We start from the raw sequence: 19,464 nt of genomic DNA, 5'->3' as shown, positions 1-19,464 counted from the left end.
TTAGGTTATTTTGTAATATTGACAATAAACCGAGCCAAGATGAAAGAATTCTTTCAGTCCCCGTCATGTGCACAATTGCCTTACCCACAATAGATTTTAAATGTGACCACTAAAACAACAGATTTATACATGAAACGAAAATCGATTGCACTTCCTGTGCTGAGTGTGTTGATTTTGGGTGTGCTGTCCTGCTCACAACCCAAGAAAAACAATGCACCCGCTTACGAGAAAAAAATTGACTCCCTGATTAGTCAAATGACTTTGAAGGAGAAAGTAGGAATGATCCATGCGAACTCGTCATTTACTTCTGCCGGGGTTCCTCACCTGGGTATTCCCGAATGGGTGATGTCAGACGGCCCGCACGGAGTACGCCCCGAACATGGCCGCGGATGGACATTACTGAACAACGGTAAAGATTCATCAACCTATTTGCCAACCGGCATAACCCTGGCTTCGACCTGGAACAAAGAGCTGGGTTACAAATTCGGAACCGTACTTGGTAGTGAGGCGAACGCCCGCGGAAAAGACAACATTCTGGGCCCCGGAGTCTGCATCATCCGTACGCCGTTAAACGGCCGCAACTTCGAATACCTAAGTGAAGATCCTTATCTGGCAGGTCAAATGGCTGTGGGTTACATCAAAGGCGTGCAAAGCCAGGATGTGGCTGCCTGTGTAAAACACTATCTGGCCAACAACCAGGAAACCGAGCGTAACACCATCGACGTGGAGATGAGTGAACGTGCCCTTCGCGAAATCTATCTTCCGGCTTTCAAAGCAGCGGTTGAAGAAGGTAACGTGTACACCCTGATGGGGGCTTACAATAAATTCCGCGGACAGTTTTGTACCGAAAATAAATACCTGGTAAAAGATATTCTGAAAGGTGAATTCGGTTTCAAAGGAGTTGTCATGAGTGACTGGGGCGCTGTCCACAATACCATGGATGCATTGATGAACGGAACCGATCTGGAAATGGGAACCGACCTGACGCAGAAAACACCCGACTACGGCAAATTCTTCATGGGTGATACCGTTATCGGACTGGTGAAAAGTGGAAAAGTTCCCGAATCCGTCGTGAACGACAAAGTACACCGCATTTTGCGTGTGATGTACGAAACCCACGTAATGGGTGGCGGCCGCAAGAAAGGCGAAATCAATACTCCCGAACATCAGGCTGTTGCTTTGAAAGTAGCTGAGGAAGGCATTGTGCTGCTGAAAAACCAGGACCATGTGCTTCCGCTGAAGGAAGATGGTCTGAAGAGTGTGGCCGTTATTGGTGCCAATGCCGATCGCAAAAATGCCATGGGTGGAGGAAGCTCCCAGGTACGTCCACCGTTTGAAATTACACCGCTGCAGGGAATTCAGCAGTATTTAGGCGACAAAGTGAAAGTCAACTACGCCGAGGGGTATAAAGTAGCCCGCGGCGAAAAAGCCGATCCGAAATTGATTGCCCAGGCGGTAAAAGCAGCCAAATCAGCTGATGCAACGATTTTGGTTGGCGGCTGGATTCACGGCTACGGCGGTCAGTGGTCTGACAACGCTTTCGACTCTGAAGGCATCGACAAACCTAATATGCAGCTTCCGTTCGGTCAGAACGAATTGATTCAGGCTGTATTGAAAGCCAATCCCAATACCATCATCGTGATGATGGGCGGTGGCCCGATGGATATGACCAGCTGGGTAGGCAACGCCAAAGGCATTCTCGAGGCCTGGTACCCCGGAATGGAAGGCGGAAAAGCCCTCGCCGAAATCATTTTCGGTAAGGTGAATCCTTCCGGAAAACTGCCGGTGACTTTCCCGAAAAAGCTGGCCGACGTTCCGGCTGAAAAGATGGGCGATTACCCCGGTAAAAACGGAAAAGAAGTATACAAAGAAGGTATTTATGTTGGCTATCGCTACTACGATTCGTACAATGTAGCCCCCGAATTCTGCTTTGGACACGGACTTTCTTATACTACTTTCAAATACGACAGTTTGCAGGTTACGCCTGGCGACAAGCAAGCAACTGTTAAAGTTAAGCTGACCAACACCGGCGATATGGTAGGTGGCGAAGTAGTGGAAGTTTACGTTCACCAGGAAAAGTCGGAGTTGAAGCGTCCTGAAAAGGAATTAAAAGCTTTTAGTAAAGTATTCCTGAAACCCGGCGAATCAAAAGAAGTGGAACTGACACTTCCGTCAAGCGCCTTCGAATACTACAATGACCAGAAACACCAATGGGTACTGGAGCCTGGCAAATTCGATATCCTCGTAGGAAGTTCCTCCCGCGATATCCGTCAAACCGGTACAGTGACTTTGTAAGTTGTAAATAACTATCATCAAATATTGATGCTCAAGGGAGAATATTCAGTTATTCTCCCTTTTTTATTCTCCTCCGATTGCAACACCCTACTAAACTCTCAGCCCTTCTGTATATCACCCTAAATAAAGTTACTTATACTATTGCAATTAGGCAGCGGAGCACTCAAAATGTATCGGTTGTAGAAAAAATCTCAAAATGATTAGGGGCATTTTAAAGTCGGCTTGTCTTTAGAGTAGAAAGCACAAAGCAAGAAACGCTAAATAACTTAAGCCATGAAAACAAAACAGTCAATCATCAGTTTCGAAAACATGAAAGTATGGGTTACCTTACTTCTCTTTGTTTTAATTTCGGGAGCAGCCGCAGCAGCCGACTCGTATCCCCGCAGCCAACCGGAAGACAATCAAAACTACAAGACCTTCAAAGGTGAGGTTCGGGATAGTGAATCAGGAGATCCGCTGGTATTTGCCACACTTGCTATCGATGGAACCAACATCGCAACCGTAAGTAACTCCGATGGTGAATTCATCCTTAAGGTACCTGAAGACCAATTAAATAAAAACATTACCATTTCTTACATTGGTTATAAAAACAAACAGGTTCCTGTTTCCAGTCTGAAGCCCGAACGGAATAAAATTGAACTCGATGTTTTAGCCGTTTCGCTCAGCGAAATCAAGGTCTTCCCGACAGATCCCGACCTGCTCATTCGGACTGTCATGTACAAGAAAAAGGATAACTATGTTGAAGAACCCTTGGAAATGACGGCTTTCTATCGTGAGACCATTAAAAAAGGTTGGAGTTATGTCTCGCTTGCCGAGGCCGTAGTTGATGTCTACAAACAGCCTTATACTTCAGCCCGGGCCGACAAAGTCAGGTTATTCAAAGGCCGGAAAAGCACCGATTACTCGAAACTGGATACATTGGTATTCAAACTCCAGGGTGGTCCGTACACCAACTTGCTGATGGACATAATGAAAAATCCTTACATCATCTTTACGGATGACATGATTGGAAACTACGAGTTCAACCTGGCCAGTGTAACGCGTATCGACAAAAAGCTGGTTTACGTTCTCGAATTCAAACCCAGGCCCGGTGCCATCGATGCACTCTTCTATGGCAAACTCTTCATCGATACCGAATCGCTTGCCATCACCAGCGCCACGTTCAACATGGATACATCCGACGAACTGAAAGCTGCAGACATTCTCATCAAGAGAAAACCAATCGGGGCAAAAGTATACCCGACTGAAGCAGCTTATATGGTCAACTACCGTGAAAAGAACGGCAAATGGTACTTCGGATATTCCCGTGGTCAGGTAACGTTTAAAATCAACTGGGACAAGAAGCTTTTCAACTCCCACTATGTATCGACTATCGAGATGGCCGTTACCGATTGGCAGAAAACTGAGGATAAACCGTTCCGCTCATCCGATCGAATGAAGATGAATGTCATCATGAGCGACGCTGTATCAGGTTTCTCCGACCCTGAATTCTGGGGTAAGTACAACGTCATCGAGCCGGAAAAATCCATCGATCAGGCCATCAGAAAAATACAGCGAAAACTGAGAAGGAATTAATATCAAACAGTAAGCTTAACAAACAATTAACTACTTAATTCCTGTTATTCGATTCCTGTACTCCCGTCGCAAACCGGCGGGAGTATTTTTTTGTCCCGAGGCAATCAAAAGAGTGAAAAGCCTGACAGAAGATGTACGGGTTTCGCGAAAAGTTTGCAATTTTGAGGTGAAAATGACTCATTTCGAATTATGGATTTCACACCCGTCATTATTAAAATAAGAAGGATTGTTCGCTCCATTAACCTGGAGTCGAAGAAAGTGCAGAAGGAATATGGCGTGAGTATCCCCCAACTGCTATGCCTCGAATACCTGAAGGAAGCTCCGAACTACCAGGCAACACAACGCATGATTCGCGATCACATGCGTTTGAACTCATCCACGATGACGGGAATCATCAACCGGTTGGAGAAAAAAGGATATGTTGCCCGACTTCCAAAATCGGGCGATAAGCGAGTCACTAATATAGCACTTACTTCCAGCGGTGAACGGATATTGACACACACACCCGACCTGATGCAGAAAAGACTGGATGTAAAGCTGCGCAGTCTTTCCGACGAAGAAATCAATAAAATCAACAGTGCTCTCGACACCCTCATCGATATGCTTGAAATCGAAGACATCGACGCCTCCCCTGTCCTTACCGGAGGCGAGGAAAATGTACGCGATTTCTGACGACAATTTCTCCTCGAACTAACTGTTTACAATTTACAACCTACTCAATTGTCAAAATTGAGACAAATACTTAACAGAAATTTTATATATGTTCTGCAGAACCTAATTTGCGGCCTGAATGCCAGACATTTTGGCCCGCTCAAGCAAAAATCATACATCTGCGCTGATTTTCAAAGCATTAAAACCAAAAACAGAATCCTAAACAATCGTTAATTCAGTCTAATATTTGTTAATCCCCCCTAAAAGAAATACTTTTGTCGCACAGAACATATCTAACACTTCAGTAGTTCTTGGCTGAAGTTGATGCCTTAGAATTTGAAGACATCATTTTAAATCAAACAATTAAATTATGGTTATTAGTAAAAGGAAAATTTTAATTACCGGATTACTATTGTTTTTAATTACCCCCCTATTCTCACAAACCGAAAAAAAAGAAAAAAGCGTACAGATTGGCGGAGCACTCCGTTTCAACTACCGCTACAAATCCTGGGACAAAGCCAACACCGACGTAGGTGGTGACTGGGTGCTCGACATGTTCAGAATCAATGCCAAAGCACGTTATGGCAAATTATTCCTGAATGCAGAGTACCGCTTCTATCCGTCAGACTTCGGCGGTGGAATGTTGAAACAAGGTTTTGTTGGATACGATTTCTCTAAGAACACTCAACTTCAGGTCGGTGTCAACCAGGTTCCTTTTGGCGATTTACCTTACGCCAGTCACTCATGGTTCTTCAACCTGCCTTACTATATTGGTCTGGAAGATGACTATGATACCGGTATCAAACTGGTTCACTCAACCGACGACTGGGACTTTATGATGGCCTTCTATAAGAATGCCGAAGGTGGAAAAACCTGGAATACCTTTTCCGATGGTTCAAGTGGTTACGGAGTTGATCCTGCCCGTTACTCTTACGATGTAGCAGGAGATGATGAAGAACGTGGTCAATGGAACGGCCGGATTGCACGTAAATTCGGTCACAGCGAAGTAGGTGTTTCGGCCGAATACGGTCGGTTGTTCAACCACGTAACCAAAGGCAACGGAGACCATTACGCGTTTGCTGCTCACTTCGACGGAAATTTCCTTCCAAAACAGCAGTTAAATGTGAAACTGGAAGCACTCACTTACGCGTATAATTCAGATGCGAACACGAACACGGTAACCATGGCCGCATACAACTACACTTACCAGGTTGCCAAAGAAGGCCAGGTTTACACGGCCGGTGTTGCGTATACGATTCCAATGAACTGGGGACCGTTTACCAGCATTCAGTTTTATGAAGATTATAACTACATGAATAAAAATGTTGATGGTTTCCTTGATACCCAGATGAACGTAGTTGGATCTCTGATTTCAACAAAAGCAGGATTGTACACCTACGTTGATTATGCATCAGGTAAAAACCAGGACTGGTTTGGCCCATGGGGACACGGACTCGGTCGGGGTTCTGACAACGAGTGGCACTCATGGTTCAACATCAACATTGGTTACTACTTTTAATTAAAAGCGTATGACGAAAATTCTCATTGAAGACCTTTACCTGATTTTTGGAAAACACAGGGAAAAGGCTTTGAAACAATCTCGTGAAGGGAAAAGCAAAGCCGAGGTTTTATCGTCTACCGGATGTACTGTGGCGGTTACCAACGCCAGTCTGAACATCGAAGAGGGTGAAATTTTTGTAATCATGGGCCTTTCGGGAAGTGGAAAATCCACGCTCCTCAGGTGCATCAACCGGCTGATCGAACCTACAGCAGGTAAAGTACTTGTCAACAACCAGGATATTACCCGGTCGACCGACAAGGAGTTGCTGAATATCAGAAGGAAAGAATTTGCTATGGTATTTCAGCATTTTGGCTTGCTTCCGCACCGGACTGTTCTGAGCAACGTTGCATTTGGCCTTGAAATTCAAGGGATTCCAAAAGAAGAACGCGAACAGAAAGCCCGCGAAACAATCGCATTGGTTGGACTGGAAGGCTATGAAGACATGAAAGTTTCAGAGCTCTCCGGTGGAATGCAGCAACGTGTGGGTCTGGCAAGGGGACTGGCCAACGAACCCGAAGTACTGCTGATGGATGAGGCATTTTCGGCGCTTGATCCCCTGATTCGCAACCAAATGCAGGATGAACTTCTGATCTTGCAGGAGAAAATGCAGAAAACCATCGTGTTCATTACGCACGATCTGGATGAAGCGATCAAACTCGGTGACCGTATTGCCATCATGAAAGACGGCGAGATCGTTCAGGTAGGTACATCAGAGGATATCCTGACGGCACCGGCCGATGATTACGTTAAATCGTTCGTTGAAAAAGTTGAGCGTGGTAAAATTGTTACGGCTTCTTCCGTCATGTTCGAAAAACCCACGGTTGCCCGTCTGAAGAAAGACGGACCAGAAGTTGTCATTCGCAAAATGCGGGACGCTGGTCTGAAGACTATTCCGGTTATCCGCACCAACCGGACTTTTATCGGCTTTGTTCAATTGGAAGATGTTATCGAAGCGAAGAAGAAAGGAGCCAAGAACATCGAAGAGATTGTCAACACCGAAGTCCACTCGGTTTATCCCGACACAACTGTGGAAGACATGTTGCCGATATTAACGGAAACGGATCTTCCCATTCCAGTAGTGAACGAGGAGAACTTCCTGTTAGGACTGGTATCGCAAACCTCCATCATTGTAGAAATGACGGGTAAGGATAAAGACGAAATACAAGGAATCATTCAAAATGCCATTGACTTATGATCGACGTTGGAACCTATATAGAACATTTTATTAATTGGCTGACAGCCAATTTCTCCGGTTTTTTCGACGGCGTCAACTATGGAATGACCAACTTCATTGGCGGAGTTGAAGCCTTCTGGGTATGGATGCCGTTTTATGTCACTATTGCGTTGATGGCTGGCTTAGCCTTCTGGCGTGCCGGAATCGGCAACGGATTCCTGACTCTCCTTGGCCTGCTGTTCATCTACGCAATGGGTTATTGGGACCAAACCATGCAAACTTTTGCACTGGTGCTCTCATCAACTGTCCTGGCGCTTGCACTGGGAATTCCCCTTGGAATCTGGTCTGCGAGAAGTCAGACAGCCAATCGGATCATCCGCCCTATACTGGACTTTATGCAGACGATGCCGGCTTTTGTTTACCTGATACCGGCCGTACTGTTTTTCGGTTTAGGAACGGTTCCTGGTGCTTTTGCTACGATCATTTTTGCCATGCCGCCGGTTGTCCGACTCACCTCTTTAGGCATCCAACAGGTACCCGAAGACATTGTCGAGGCAACAAAAGCATTTGGTGCTACTTCGCGGCAGTTGCTGGTAAAAGTTCAGGTGCCATTGGCGATGCCTTCCATTCTGGCAGGTGTTAACCAAACCATTATGATGGCCCTTTCGATGGTCGTAATTGCCAGTATGATTGGCGCTAAGGGACTGGGTGAGATTGTCCTTCAGGGAATCAGTCAGTTACGTATCGGAATGGGATTCGAAGGTGGTTTGGCGGTAGTACTGCTGGCCATCATCCTCGACCGGATAACACAACATCTTGGAAAATCTAAATAATAAATGAATATGAATTTATTACGAAAACTTACAATCATTTCAGCCGCCGCACTGATGCTGACATCCTGCGGAGGTTCAAAGAAGAATAATTCGGAAAAAGGCGCTAAGAAAAAAGTGACCATTGCTATGGTAAACTGGGCGGAATGTATCGCTGATACACACCTGGCCAAAGTAGCTCTGGAAGCACATGGTTACAAAGTTGATTTGATTAATGCCGACGTAGCGCCTGTATTTGCAGCTGTTGCCAAAGGCGATGCCAACGTTTTCATGGAAGTTTGGAGCCCGATTACGCACAAGCCTTACCTCGATAAATTTGGCGATAAAATTGAAAAACTGGGAACCATTTACAAAGATGGCCGTCTGGGATTGGTTGTTCCACAATATGTTACCATCGATTCCATCAATCAGCTGAACGAATACAAAGACAAATTCGATGGCAAAATCATCGGTATTAACCCGGGTGCTGGTATCATGAAAATTACTCAGAAAGTAATTAAAGATTACAATCTGAATTACGAACTGGTTACTTCGAGTGAAGCCGGAATGCTTGCCTCCTTGAAGAAAGCATACGACCAAAAAGAGTGGATTGTGGTAACCGGCTGGAAGCCTCACACCATGTTTGCCAAGTATAAACTGAAGATTTTGAAGGATCCGAAGAAAGTGATGGGTGAGGCGGAAAACATCTCCACCTATGCCACAAAAGGCTGGGCGGCCAAGAATCCGGAAGCAGCCACGTTCTTTAGTAACTTCAAAATGAACGACGATCTGTTGGGATCATTAATGTTGGCTGTAGAAGCAGCTCCCGGCAAAGAAGATCAGGCTGCAAAAAAATGGTACGACGAACATAAAGAGCTGGTTGACGGCTGGTTCAAGAAGCAAGCCAACTAAGTCTTTACCCGACGCAGACGTTAATGGCCGAAAGACTGATGTTTTTTGGGTATATGAATAAATTATACTGAGTAAAGACGAACTCTATTATCATTTTAAAAAATCCTGGATAGGTAGTTGCCAAGCAATCCTGTTCAGGATTTTTTCATGAAAAAAGTTCATTCCCCCGAATTTCGTCTATTTTTGATGTGGACGTCATAAAACAATCGCATGGACTACCGTTACCAGGTTTTTCTGGCTGTTGCCAATAATTTGAGTTTTACCAAGGCCGCACAGGAGCTGTACATCAGCCAGCCTGCCGTTACCCGTCACATCCGCGAGCTGGAAAATACATTGGGCCTCGCGCTCTTCAACCGGAAGGGAAACCGCATTACGTTAACAGCGGCAGGCGAAATCGTGTACCGCTTTGCCCAGAAAACACACGTCTTATATGATGAGCTGAAATACGAACTCGGTACCCTGAAACAAACCTTCTCCGGTTCATTGCGACTTGGAGCCAGTTCCACTATTTCGCAATACGTAATTCCCGAAGTTATTGCGGCGTTTCATACCCGCTACCCCGATATTGAAGTCAGCCTAATTAACGGCAACTCTTTTGAAATGGAACAGAAGCTGCAGGCAAACCGTATCGATCTGGCGATGGTCGAAAACTATTCCAGCAAAACCGATTTACAGTATGTCGATTTTGCCGATGATGAAATTGTGGTCATCGCCGGACATACCTGCAAATTTGGCCGCAATGCCAACGGCTCACTTGCCGAACTTCAGCACATTCCGCTGGTTGTTAGAGAAAGAGGCTCCGGAACGCTGGAAGTTATTGAACAGTACCTAAAGAATGCCGGTTATCCCCTCGACCGTCTGAACGTAATTCTTCACTTGGGAAGTACCGAAGCTATCAAAAACTTTCTTCCCCGTTTCAACGGAATCGGCCTCGTTTCCGTGAATGCCATTCAAAAGGAAATTCAGCTCAATACCCTGAAGATTATTCCTGTGAAAGGATTGAATATCAAACGAAAGTTCCGCTTTGCGTATCCCAAAGGGCCGTTAACCGGAAACATCAAGTATTTTGTTGATTTTGTCAGAAACTATAACATGGCGTTATAGAATATAAGAATTAAGTATTTGCTTTCATTATGACCTTCCGGTAGATTTGCTGAAAATCTACATTCATGAAGAAAGCACTGAGCCTCAAATCAACCTCTACATTTTTATACCGGGCCGTTCCGGCTCTTATTTTGTTTCCCTTTGTTTCGGCCCCCATTGCCTTAGCAGCCGGACTCATGTTGTCCTTCTTTGGACACGAAGACGCCAAACCCGAAACCGGCAGAACAATTTCTTTTCTATTGCAGGCCTCCATCGTCCTCATGGGATTTGGCATGAATCTGGGAACGGTATTAACGGCCGGCATCTCCGGCTTCAAAATCACACTCTTTTCAGTCGTATCAACCATATTGGTTGGGTTATTCCTGGGATGGATTTTCCGTGTCGATAAGAAAACCTCCTACCTGATTTCGGTAGGAACAGCCATTTGTGGCGGAAGTGCCATTGCAGCTACTGCTCCTGTTTTAAAAGCCGAAAACCGCCAAATATCCTTTGCACTGGCGACCGTTTTCATCCTGAATTCCGTTGCACTCTTCCTGTTCCCCGTTCTGGGCCATCTCATGCATCTTTCACAGGAAACCTTCGGATATTGGGCAGCTATTGCCATTCACGATACCAGCTCGGTTGTAGGTGCCGGCAGTGTTTACGGCCCTCATGCACTCGAAATTGCCACTACCGTGAAATTGACCCGCGCTTTGTGGATTATTCCGGTTACCATAATAACCGCACTGATAAATAAAAGTGACAATCGCATCAACATTCCGTGGTTCATTCCGTTATTTGTAGTAGCCATGATTGTTGCTCATTATATCCCTCAATGGAGCCATACTTTTAAACATCTGAGCTGGTTGGGAAAAAAGGGCTTGTTGGTGGCGCTGTTCTTCATCGGAGCAGGAATTTCAAAAAAAGACATAAAATCCGCAGGATGGCGGCCCGTCCTGATGGGGCTGGTCCTCTGGGCCATTGTTTCCGTCTCCTCCATCCTGATTCTCAATTAACCAAAAAATATGGAATGGGTATTCATCGCAATAGTCATATTATTTGCATCAGTACTAAAAGGTTTGACAGGCTTTGGCTTTGCCCTGCTTGCTATGCCTTTCTTGCTCATTTTTTATCCGGCCAAAGTGGTCATTCCGGTACTAACCCTCTTTAACCTGCTTACTTCCACGCAGATTATCTTGAAAATACCGAACCTGAAACTAAACCGGTACACCCTGAAGATCCCAATTTGGGGAGTTATTGGAACTGTTCCCGGTGTGATATTGCTGAATTTCATCGAAGACCGTCCGTTCAAAATATTTGTGGGAGCAATGCTTATCATTGTCTCCGTTGCTTTTTTAAAGGGTTTTCGTTTTAAAATCAAAGACCCTTTGCGCGGTTCTGTAACGGCTGGTTTGACCAGCGGCTTTCTGGGAGGTTTTACGTCCATCAGTGGTCCTCCCCTAGCCCTTTTCCTTACTTCGCTGAATGTTTCCAACGACGATTTTCGGGGGAAATTTGCCTACTTCAACATAGCAACAGCTACACTGGCCATCATCGGATATGCCTTCAGTCATATGCTTACCGTTGAGACATTAAAAATAACAGCCTTTCAGCTTCCCATCATGATTTTCGGAATTCTCATCGGTCAAAAGCTCAGCCGGATTGTTTCCGTCAGTCTGTTTCAGAAAATCTGTATCCTCATTACACTATTTTCGGGATTCATGACCTTGTTCAGCGTTCTGCATCCGCTTTGAAAAACCACCGCCTTTTGTTAAAAAACCTTTCCGAATAAAATATTCCCCTTCCCCATCCGCCTACCGAAAAAGAACAACTCAATGGAGGTAAGCACAAACACTGGCCAACAAAATAACAACCAATATTTCAACGCCAAGCTTGGTTGTCTTACCTGCTTATTGTCATAATGTTGTTAAAAAGTGTTTATGTGAATTCTTACATACTCCGCTAAATATTTAAGATTTAAGAAACATTACTGCGACTTACTTGTATTATTTTTGACCCTTCTAACAATAAGGTCAAAGAGAACAATAGAATGGTTCAGGTAAAGCACACTGGAGGAAATACAGAGAAACTCAACAGAATAACTGAGGCGGCACAACGACGTTTCGGAGTTTACGGACTGGAAAAAACGTCAATGCGTGAAATTGCTTCTGACCTCGGGATTTCCAAAGCTTCGCTATACTATTATTTCCCTGACAAGGAACACCTCTATATTCATGTTGTTGACAAGGAGCACGATGAATTCATCAAAAATCTCCGGCGAAATATGGAACAGTCAGAGTTTCCGGATCAGATGATCCGAAACTTTGTGAAAACCCGCATGGAACTGTTCCGCACCTTTTTAAATCTCAGCCGATTCAAGATGAGCAACATCAGGGAATTCAAGTCACTCATGAATGATTCCTGGATTCGTTCCAAAACCAAGGAAATTCAGATCATGAGCGATGTACTGAAACAGGGCATGGAAAATGGCAGTTTCAAGGAGGACCATCCGGATGAGTTGGCAGAGCTTTTTATCGATATCCTTCGGGGGCTTCGAACCACTTTCATCAAAAACAAGGAATACTTCTTCCTCGACGATGAGGAATATGCTGTTTTGGTGGAAAAGACCAACCGTTTTACCGAAGTTTTTATACGTGGAATTCAGAAATAAAAAAACAATAATAAAATAGATGACAAGCGAGAACAAAAACAGGAAAAAGAAAGTCAGGGTATACCTTCCCCTGGCCATTGTTATTGTTGCCGTCCTGGGTATTGGTTGGCACTATTACAAAGAATATACGCATTACATTAAAACAGATGATGCGTATGTTGATGCCGATAAAGTGGCCGTGAGCGCCAAAATGATGGGCCGCGTTGAGAAAATGTACGTAAAAGAAGGCGACACAGTGGAAAAAGGAACACTGCTTGCTGAGCTGGACAGCACCGATTTGGTTGCCCGTAAAAACCAGACGGAAGCAGCTGTTGAACAGGCACAAACGGCATTGATTCAGGCGCAGGCACAGTACAGCTACAACAAAGAAAATCTGAAAGTACTGAAAGTGAACCTGCAACGAAGCAAAGACGACTTTGAACGGGGGAAAACACAGTTCAAAGGTGGAGTTATTCCGCAGGAACAGTTCGAACACCTGCAAAAAGCATACGAAGCTGCTTCGGCAACTTACCAGGCAGCTCAAAAACAACTACAGGTAGCGCAATCGCAAATTAAAAGTGCAAAAGCTGCCATCAATACAGCCAAATCGCAAGTGGGCGTGATTGAGGCTTCATTGGATAATACAAAACTTTACGCTCCTATCAGTGGAGTGATTGCCAAACGTTGGTTATTGCAAGGAGATATGGCGCAACCCGGTCAATCGGTTGTTACCATCTCGAACAACCACGACTACTGGATTACCGTTTACCTGGAAGAGACCAGCGTAGGTGAAATAAAAGATGGTCAACCGGCCAAATTCACCATCGACGCCTATCCGGGAGTCACCTTCTTTGGTAAGATTTTCTATATCGGTTCGAACACCGCTTCGCAGTTTGCGCTGATTCCGCCGAACAACGCTTCCGGAAACTTCACGAAAGTAACCCAGCGTGTTCCGGTAAAAATATCAATTGACAAAGCTGACAACAACGAAAAAATCAGTCAATTCAATCTGATGGCCGGTATGTCATCAGTCATTAAAATTATTCGACAATGAGCCACCCACGGAAAATAACGCTTGCTCACCGAATCAGGCGGATTCTCCGGACCAGAGACTCATCGTATCATCCCAAGAGCGAATTTTATCGTTGGTGGGTTTTGGGAAATGTCATGATTGGAACCTTTATGGCGGTATTGGATGCCACCATCGTCAATGTGGGGTTACCGAAAATCATGGCTTCGTTCGGAGTGAGCATCGATAAAATAGAATGGGTACTGACAGCTTACATGCTCGCCATGGCCGTCATGCTTCCGACCTCCGGATGGTTTGCCGATCGTTTTGGGCACAAGCGCATGTATTTCTTCGGCCTGTTCCTGTTCACCTTCGGTTCTATGATGTGCGGAATGTCGGGCAACGAGGACATGCTCATTTTTTCCCGGGTTATTCAGGGATTGGGAGCAGGTTCGCTAATGCCTATCGGGATGGCGATTATTACCCGCGAATTTCCGCCGGAACAACGGGGAACAGCCCTCGGATTCTGGGCGATTTCAGCCGCAGCATCCGTTTCTTTCGGTCCGTTGATTGGAGGATACCTGGTTGACAATTTCAGCTGGAAACTCATGTTCGACGTCAACGTGCCAGTCGGAATTATCGGTATGGTTGTCACCATGATTATCCAACAGGAATACGTCAATCACCGGGTGGGAAAGTTCGACTTAATAGGATTCCTGTCCGTCAGTATTTTTCTTCCGGTACTGCTCTACGCTCTGTCAGAAGGAAATGCAGCGACTAATAGTGAAGGCTGGCATGCTCCGTTTATTCTGATTTGTTTTGCTATTTCAGCCATTGCTTTAACCGTCTTTATCATTACTGAGTTAACAGTGGATAAGCCGTTGGTGGACCTGAAACTACTGAAGAACTACAACTTTGCTATCAGCAACCTGATCATGTTCATTTTTGGTATCGGGATGTTCGGTAGTACATTCCTGTTGCCCCTGTTTTTGCAAAACTCCCTTGGGTATACAGCGATTCAGGCGGGAGCCGTTTTCTTGCCTATCGGATTTATCCAGGGAGCAGCATCGCCAATTGCCGGTAGTTTCGCAGACAAATACAACGCAAAAATTCCCGTTGTCCTGGGAATTATCCTGCTGGCTCTTAGCTTCTATCTAAACAGTTTGTTTTCGAGGCTGACAGAGCACAACTACATTATGACTTCACTGTATATCCGTGGGCTGGCGATGGGTATCATCTTTACCCCGCTGAGTGCTATTTCGCTGCTCGAGATTCCGAGGCACCAAATGGCGCAAGCATCCGGTCTGTTCAACGTAATTCGACAGTTGGGAGGTAGTTTCGGTGTAGCAATTCTGGCAACTCTTCTATCTTCCAGGATAAAATTTCACACTACGATCTATGGTGGAGCATTGAATGCAAACTCGGAAACTTTTAAGCAGGTAACTCACGGTCTGACCAACTATATTCAGCATACCACCGGAAGTTCCTTAGGAACCGCAGCTATGCAGGCAAAATCAGTACTGATAGGTCATGTGAGCAGTGAAGCATTTGTCCAGGGAATTGATGATGACTTTTTAATAGCCGCTATCATTACTTTGATAGGAGGAATACCGGTTTTCTGGTTACATACAAGGAAAAAATTGGAAGCAAAAAATCGAGTGAATCATGATTAAGAAAAACCATATATTACCATTGCTCATCGGCATAGTGATGGCATTTTCGCAGCAACTGAGTGCACAGACTGAAACGGTTGCGATGGAAACTTCACCAGCCGACTCACTCTCGCTGGACAGCATTATCAGCAGGGTGGTCAGCAGTTACCCTTCGGTAAAAGAAGCAGAAGAAGCCATCAAAAGAGCCGATACACAGATTGAATTGGCTCGGTCGGGACATTACCCCAACGTAAGTGCCAATGCCAGTTACTCGCATATCGGGCCGGTAACCAAATTCAGCATTCCGGGAATGGGTGAAATTCAGATGAATCCGAGCGATAACTATTCGGCAACCATCGATGTCAGCCAGTCCATCTCCGATTTTGGTAAAACAGCGGCGAATATAGCATTTCAGCAAGAGAGCAAGCAGCTGGGTAAACAAACGTTGGAGCAAGTGAAGCAGCAACTGTCCATCCGGGCAGTGCATACTTACTATAGTTTGCTTTTCCTGCAGGAAGCCATCGACATCAAAAACGAGCAGTTGGCCAATTTGCAACGTCACCTCGATTTCATCAACAAAAAGATGGAAACTGGTTCGGCAACGCAATATGAAGCACTTTCCACGAAAGTGAAAATATCAGGAGTAAAAAGCCAAAAGCTTGATATTCTGGCCTCTATCCGTATCCAACAAGCGGTCTTAAACACACTGTTGGGTGAACCGGAAACCAAACGTCACTTTGTCAAAGAAAAACTCACAGTCGATCATCCTCAGCACCTGGTGGCAGACACCATGATTAATATGGCGGTCCGTAACCGTGACGAGATGAAAATTGCCCGCGAGAAAACGCGCCTGGCCGAGTTGAACCTGAATCTGATCAAGTCGAAGAATACACCGAACCTGCGGGCTTTTGTTTCAGCCGGCGCGAAAGACGGTTATATTCCAAGCCTTTATCAGCTCAAACCCAATTATGCGGTAGGCCTGGATTTGCATATCCCGATTTTTGACGCCAACCGGAATAAAAACCAACAACTACTTGCCAAATCGGGCATACAAAGTTCGGTTTACGAAACGGAGCGAATGCAACGTGAAGTGGCAAGCGATGTAATTAAAAGTTCCGCCAACGTCGAAACTGCGGCTCATAAGGTGCAGCAATTCAAACTTCAGCTGAAGCAGGCAAGAGACGCATTTTCACTGGCTGAAACCAGTTTCAAGGCTGGCTCCATAACCAACCTCGATTTGCTCGACGCCACCACTGCGGTATCGAACAGCCGGTTATTGCTGCTAAAATCAGAAATTGACTATGCACTAAGCATATACGACCTACAGGCATCCATTGGCGATCGCATGTATGAGTAACTTTCCGGAGGAGATTGTCCTCCACCAACGTAAGCGGAACCGTATCCTTCAGGGTACGGTTTTTTATGCGTCCAATTAGCTCGTTGACGACTAAAAAGTTATTTGTGAAAATTCGCGGAAAAACTACCTTTGCACTATATTAATTTAGACCACATTTTAATAAGATGTTTCTCTACAATCGAATTAACAAAGAAGAGCTGAAGAAGCAATTGATGGCGGAAACGTTTAACCGGAAAACCATTTCGTTTTACCGTTATCATTACATCGACAACCCGGGTGAAATCCGTGATCAACTGTATCGTGAATGGTTCCCCCTGGAATGTTTCGGTCGTATTTACGTCGCGCGCGAAGGCATCAACGCACAAATGAGCGTACCTGAACACAACATGGAAGCCTTCCTGAAAACGCTGACCAAATTCGATTTGTTGAAAGACATCCCGATCAAATATGCCATTGAAGACGACGGCAAATCCTTCTACAAACTCACCATCAAGGTGCGCCCGAAGATTGTAGCCGACGGCCTCGACGAACGCACATTTGATGTAACCAATGTAGGTAACCATTTGAGTGCGCTGGAATTCCACGAATTAGCTGGTAAAGACGATACCATCATCGTGGATATGCGCAACTTCTACGAAAGCGAGATTGGTCATTTCGAAGGCGCTATTTGCCCGGAAGCCGACACTTTCCGTGAGGAAATTGAAATGGTAGTTGAACAGTTGCAGGATAAGAAAGACGAGAAAATCCTGCTGTACTGTACCGGAGGTATCCGCTGCGAAAAAGCAAGCGCTTATCTTCGTCATTTTGGTTTCAACGACGTGAATCAGTTGCACGGCGGAATTTTGGAATATGCACGGCAGATCAAAACGGAGAACCTTCCGTCACGTTTTGTCGGAAAGAACTTTGTGTTCGACGAACGTCTGGGCGAAAGTGTCGATGGTCAAATCATTTCGCATTGCCACCAGTGTGGAAAACCGTGCGACACGCATACGAATTGTGCCAATAACGCCTGCCACCTGCTCTTCATTCAGTGCCCTGAATGTGCTGCTCAATACGATGGTTGCTGTTCAGACGAATGTCGTGATGAGAAACATGATCCGGATAAAAATACCGGTGCACGGAAAAAAGAGTATCAATTCGGAAACCGGAAACGAAATCGCGTCAGTCTCGGCTTGAAAAAGAAACTGGAGAGTGAGCAGATAGAACAGGAAACTGTTTCAGAATAAAAAGGAAAACCACCTAGATTTCCAACATATCATAAAAGTTTAGCCCAACTTCCTCATCGGAAGTTGGGCTATTTATTTTTCACCAGCCTTTCGGCTGAATAATCTTCTTCTTATTCCCGAACGCTGGTTGCCAGTTCCACTTTGCGGCTTTTTAAACGAACGGAAAATAAGGTCATCACCAGAATCATCACCGCCAGGTAGAAAAACAAATTCTGATAACCTTTGATACCTTCTTCTGATGCAGTTATTGCCCCAATGATAGCACCGCCCAACATCTGTCCAATACTGATGAAGATGGTTACCAATCCCTGCGTTGTTGCCCGTTCCGCTGCCGAAACTTCATTCAGCATGATGTAACGCAACGAACTACCTGATGGAACGGAAAGTCCTAGTCCAATTAAGGCACCTGCCAAATAGAAGAAGCTACGACTGCCTTCCACTTCGTGCATCAGGTAATAACCCACAATAGCAATGACCAAACCAATCAGTATAACCACACGTGAACCAACGGCATCGAGCATGCGGCCAAACAAAGGCGAGCCAACTGCAATGGCCAGAACAGCCGGTAATAGCATAAAGCTGGCTTTCGCCGAAGTGACTCCGAATACATCGACCACGAAATCGGGAACAAACACAAACGATGCTTGTAAAATGCCTGTACCAAAAGCGATAAGTGCTACCAGGCGAATTTGACGGCTTTGAAACATATTCACCCGAACTACCGGATTTTGTGCATCTTTCTCAACACGGACGAACACAAAAAACAAAGCCACTGACGCCACTAAAAAGGGCAGAACCCGCATCGAAGCCAAACTACTGAAGAATCCCGATGTGCTAGTACGGTTAATTCCCAACGCAAAGGCGCCGAGTAAAAGCCCCAGCAAAACTATTCCTTTCCAGTCGAGCACCGTCGAGCTTTCAATTCTTTTATTGGGCAAAATGCGGAAACTCCCCCACATAATAAGTGCGGCAATTGGAAGGTTGATTAGGAAAAGGTAGTTCCAGGAAAAGAACGACAACATTGTTCCGGCAATGACCGGCCCGATAATGAACGCCAGTCCGAAAACAGCACCGATAAGGCCGAGAATCCGTCCCCTTTTTTCAGGAGGGAATACATCTCCCACTACGGCCGATGCTACGGGGAAAATACCGCTGGAACCAAATCCCTGCACGGCGCGTCCCACCATCAACATATCGAAAGTATGCGAAAGTGCAACAATAAGTGAGCCGACGGCAAACAAAAAGACGGAAAGCATGTAGATGCTTCTGCGTCCAAATCGGTCGGAAAGCTTGGCAAACAGCGAGATTCCAACGAGATTGAACAACACATAGATGGAAAAAATCCATCCCAGTAATCGCTGACTGACAGCAATGTCCTTTGAGATGGACGGTATGGCCGGCCCTACAATCGAAATGTCAAGGGCTCCCATCAGAACACCCACAAAAAGCACTAGCAGTATGTTTCGGTTACTGCGTTTATTTTGCTCCATAATGAAAAATCGTTTTTAAA

The 19,464-nt window shown here is 45.3% G+C and carries 16 protein-coding genes; 15 read left to right on the top strand and 1 reads right to left on the bottom strand.

Annotation, left to right across the window (positions count from 1 at the left end):
- Window positions 1–129 precede the first annotated feature (129 nt).
- The 15 genes from AC060N_RS08455 (at window position 130) to trhO (ending at window position 17,954) form a co-directional block, all read left to right on the top strand.
- Window positions 130–2,295 carry a beta-glucosidase gene (locus AC060N_RS08455; protein ID WP_479526706.1) on the top strand — a complete coding sequence of 722 codons (2,166 nt, stop codon included), beginning with the start codon at window positions 130–132 and terminating at the stop codon, window positions 2,293–2,295.
- Between the two features lie 273 nt (window positions 2,296–2,568).
- Entirely contained in the window at window positions 2,569–3,870 is a 1,302-nt protein-coding gene (locus AC060N_RS08450; protein WP_479526705.1) for a carboxypeptidase-like regulatory domain-containing protein, read from the top strand.
- 189 nt (window positions 3,871–4,059) lie between these two features.
- The gene (locus AC060N_RS08445) at window positions 4,060–4,542 is read left to right on the top strand and encodes a MarR family winged helix-turn-helix transcriptional regulator (RefSeq protein ID WP_463230431.1); all 483 of its coding nucleotides are present in this window, start codon (window positions 4,060–4,062) and stop codon (window positions 4,540–4,542) included.
- A 349-nt stretch (window positions 4,543–4,891) separates the two neighbouring features.
- Window positions 4,892–6,040: a hypothetical protein gene (locus AC060N_RS08440; RefSeq protein WP_463233874.1), complete on the top strand. Its 1,149-nt coding sequence runs from the start codon at window positions 4,892–4,894 to the stop codon at window positions 6,038–6,040.
- 10 nt (window positions 6,041–6,050) lie between these two features.
- A complete protein-coding gene (locus AC060N_RS08435) occupies window positions 6,051–7,277 on the top strand; it encodes a quaternary amine ABC transporter ATP-binding protein (protein ID WP_463230428.1) in 1,227 nt (408 codons plus the stop codon).
- Entirely contained in the window at window positions 7,274–8,089 is an 816-nt protein-coding gene (locus AC060N_RS08430) for an ABC transporter permease (protein ID WP_153638833.1), read from the top strand. Before AC060N_RS08435 ends, AC060N_RS08430 begins: the two co-directional genes overlap by 4 nt.
- Before the next feature lie 9 nt (window positions 8,090–8,098).
- Window positions 8,099–8,977, top strand: a complete 879-nt coding sequence (locus tag AC060N_RS08425) for a glycine betaine ABC transporter substrate-binding protein (RefSeq protein ID WP_479526704.1) — start codon at window positions 8,099–8,101, stop codon at window positions 8,975–8,977.
- A gap of 210 nt (window positions 8,978–9,187) precedes the next feature.
- Complete coding sequence (locus AC060N_RS08420; protein WP_479526703.1) at window positions 9,188–10,081, top strand: LysR substrate-binding domain-containing protein; 894 nt, start codon at window positions 9,188–9,190, stop codon at window positions 10,079–10,081.
- A gap of 65 nt (window positions 10,082–10,146) precedes the next feature.
- Window positions 10,147–11,076, top strand: coding sequence for a YeiH family protein (locus AC060N_RS08415; protein WP_479526702.1), 930 nt, complete (start codon window positions 10,147–10,149; stop codon window positions 11,074–11,076).
- 9 nt (window positions 11,077–11,085) lie between these two features.
- Window positions 11,086–11,814: a sulfite exporter TauE/SafE family protein gene (locus tag AC060N_RS08410; protein ID WP_106543508.1), complete on the top strand. Its 729-nt coding sequence runs from the start codon at window positions 11,086–11,088 to the stop codon at window positions 11,812–11,814.
- Between the two features lie 296 nt (window positions 11,815–12,110).
- Complete coding sequence (locus tag AC060N_RS08405) at window positions 12,111–12,731, top strand: TetR/AcrR family transcriptional regulator (protein ID WP_106543507.1); 621 nt, start codon at window positions 12,111–12,113, stop codon at window positions 12,729–12,731.
- Window positions 12,732–12,750: 19 nt separating this feature from the next.
- Window positions 12,751–13,764, top strand: a complete 1,014-nt coding sequence (locus AC060N_RS08400) for an HlyD family secretion protein (RefSeq protein ID WP_106543506.1) — start codon at window positions 12,751–12,753, stop codon at window positions 13,762–13,764.
- On the top strand, window positions 13,761–15,392 hold the full coding sequence (locus AC060N_RS08395) for a DHA2 family efflux MFS transporter permease subunit (protein WP_106543505.1): 1,632 nt from the start codon (window positions 13,761–13,763) through the stop codon (window positions 15,390–15,392). Before AC060N_RS08400 ends, AC060N_RS08395 begins: the two co-directional genes overlap by 4 nt.
- Window positions 15,385–16,728 carry a TolC family protein gene (locus AC060N_RS08390; protein WP_106543504.1) on the top strand — a complete coding sequence of 448 codons (1,344 nt, stop codon included), beginning with the start codon at window positions 15,385–15,387 and terminating at the stop codon, window positions 16,726–16,728. The genes AC060N_RS08395 and AC060N_RS08390 overlap by 8 nt, the downstream gene beginning before the upstream one ends.
- A gap of 164 nt (window positions 16,729–16,892) precedes the next feature.
- A complete protein-coding gene (trhO, locus tag AC060N_RS08385; protein WP_106543503.1) occupies window positions 16,893–17,954 on the top strand; it encodes an oxygen-dependent tRNA uridine(34) hydroxylase TrhO in 1,062 nt (353 codons plus the stop codon).
- Window positions 17,955–18,064: 110 nt separating this feature from the next.
- Here trhO and AC060N_RS08380 read toward each other — a convergent pair whose 3' ends face one another.
- Window positions 18,065–19,444 (bottom strand): MFS transporter, encoded by a 1,380-nt coding sequence (locus AC060N_RS08380; protein WP_479526701.1) that lies wholly within the window; start codon window positions 19,442–19,444, stop codon window positions 18,065–18,067.
- Window positions 19,445–19,464: the final 20 nt, after the last annotated feature.

This window comes from Prolixibacter sp. DSM 2831 (assembly GCF_056493735.1).
The sequence above is the reverse complement of the archived record's forward strand: the minus strand, read 5'-3'. Positions and strand labels throughout refer to the sequence as shown.

Excerpts from the sequence above, each read along its gene's own strand:
- AC060N_RS08455 (WP_479526706.1), top strand. The coding sequence starts at position 130 with ATGAAACGAAAATCGATTGCACTTCCTGTGCTGAGTGTGTTGATTTTG.
- AC060N_RS08450 (WP_479526705.1), top strand. The coding sequence starts at position 2,569 with ATGAAAACAAAACAGTCAATCATCAGTTTCGAAAACATGAAAGTATGG.
- AC060N_RS08445 (WP_463230431.1), top strand. The coding sequence starts at position 4,060 with ATGGATTTCACACCCGTCATTATTAAAATAAGAAGGATTGTTCGCTCC.
- AC060N_RS08440 (WP_463233874.1), top strand. The coding sequence starts at position 4,892 with ATGGTTATTAGTAAAAGGAAAATTTTAATTACCGGATTACTATTGTTT.
- AC060N_RS08435 (WP_463230428.1), top strand. The coding sequence starts at position 6,051 with ATGACGAAAATTCTCATTGAAGACCTTTACCTGATTTTTGGAAAACAC.
- AC060N_RS08430 (WP_153638833.1), top strand. The coding sequence starts at position 7,274 with ATGATCGACGTTGGAACCTATATAGAACATTTTATTAATTGGCTGACA.
- AC060N_RS08425 (WP_479526704.1), top strand. The coding sequence starts at position 8,099 with ATGAATTTATTACGAAAACTTACAATCATTTCAGCCGCCGCACTGATG.
- AC060N_RS08420 (WP_479526703.1), top strand. The coding sequence starts at position 9,188 with ATGGACTACCGTTACCAGGTTTTTCTGGCTGTTGCCAATAATTTGAGT.
- AC060N_RS08415 (WP_479526702.1), top strand. The coding sequence starts at position 10,147 with ATGAAGAAAGCACTGAGCCTCAAATCAACCTCTACATTTTTATACCGG.
- AC060N_RS08410 (WP_106543508.1), top strand. The coding sequence starts at position 11,086 with ATGGAATGGGTATTCATCGCAATAGTCATATTATTTGCATCAGTACTA.
- AC060N_RS08405 (WP_106543507.1), top strand. The coding sequence starts at position 12,111 with ATGGTTCAGGTAAAGCACACTGGAGGAAATACAGAGAAACTCAACAGA.
- AC060N_RS08400 (WP_106543506.1), top strand. The coding sequence starts at position 12,751 with ATGACAAGCGAGAACAAAAACAGGAAAAAGAAAGTCAGGGTATACCTT.
- AC060N_RS08395 (WP_106543505.1), top strand. The coding sequence starts at position 13,761 with ATGAGCCACCCACGGAAAATAACGCTTGCTCACCGAATCAGGCGGATT.
- AC060N_RS08390 (WP_106543504.1), top strand. The coding sequence starts at position 15,385 with ATGATTAAGAAAAACCATATATTACCATTGCTCATCGGCATAGTGATG.
- trhO (WP_106543503.1), top strand. The coding sequence starts at position 16,893 with ATGTTTCTCTACAATCGAATTAACAAAGAAGAGCTGAAGAAGCAATTG.
- AC060N_RS08380 (WP_479526701.1), bottom strand. The coding sequence starts at position 19,444 with ATGGAGCAAAATAAACGCAGTAACCGAAACATACTGCTAGTGCTTTTT.